This is a genomic window from Undibacterium sp. Tian12W, from assembly GCF_049339405.1.
Taxonomy (GTDB): domain Bacteria; phylum Pseudomonadota; class Gammaproteobacteria; order Burkholderiales; family Burkholderiaceae_D; genus Undibacterium.
Map to the genome: position 1 here is coordinate 1 of NZ_JBMPPK010000074.1, position 399 is coordinate 399.

Sequence of the window (399 nt, forward strand, 5' to 3'; positions counted from 1 at the left end):
CATCAGCACGGGTCGGGTAGTGCTGGTGATGTATCAATTCATTTTTCAGGCTACCCCAGAAGCTTTCCATCGGCGCATTGTCATAGCAGTTTCCTTTGCGCGACATCGACGCCTGCATGCCGAATTGCTCAAGCAAGGCTCTATAACTCAGCGCACAGTATTGGCTACCCCGGTCTGAGTGGTGAATCAATCCAGGTTGTGGACGTTTGTTGCGCACTGCACGCCAGAGCGCCTGCGCAGTCAAGGCTTGCGTCATTCGTTCTCCCATGGCCTAGCCAACAATCTCGCAGGTATACACATCCTTGATCCCTGCCAGATAAAGCCATCCTTCTCCAGTGCTGATATAGGTGATATCAGTCAGCCATACTTCGTTTGGACGGCTTGGAGCAAATGTCTGAT

At 51.9% G+C, this 399-nt stretch carries 1 pseudogene; it reads right to left on the minus strand.

Going from position 1 to position 399, the window contains the following annotated elements:
• A pseudogene (locus ACO0LI_RS30665) lies at positions 1-399 on the minus strand (IS3 family transposase); the annotation flags it as partial.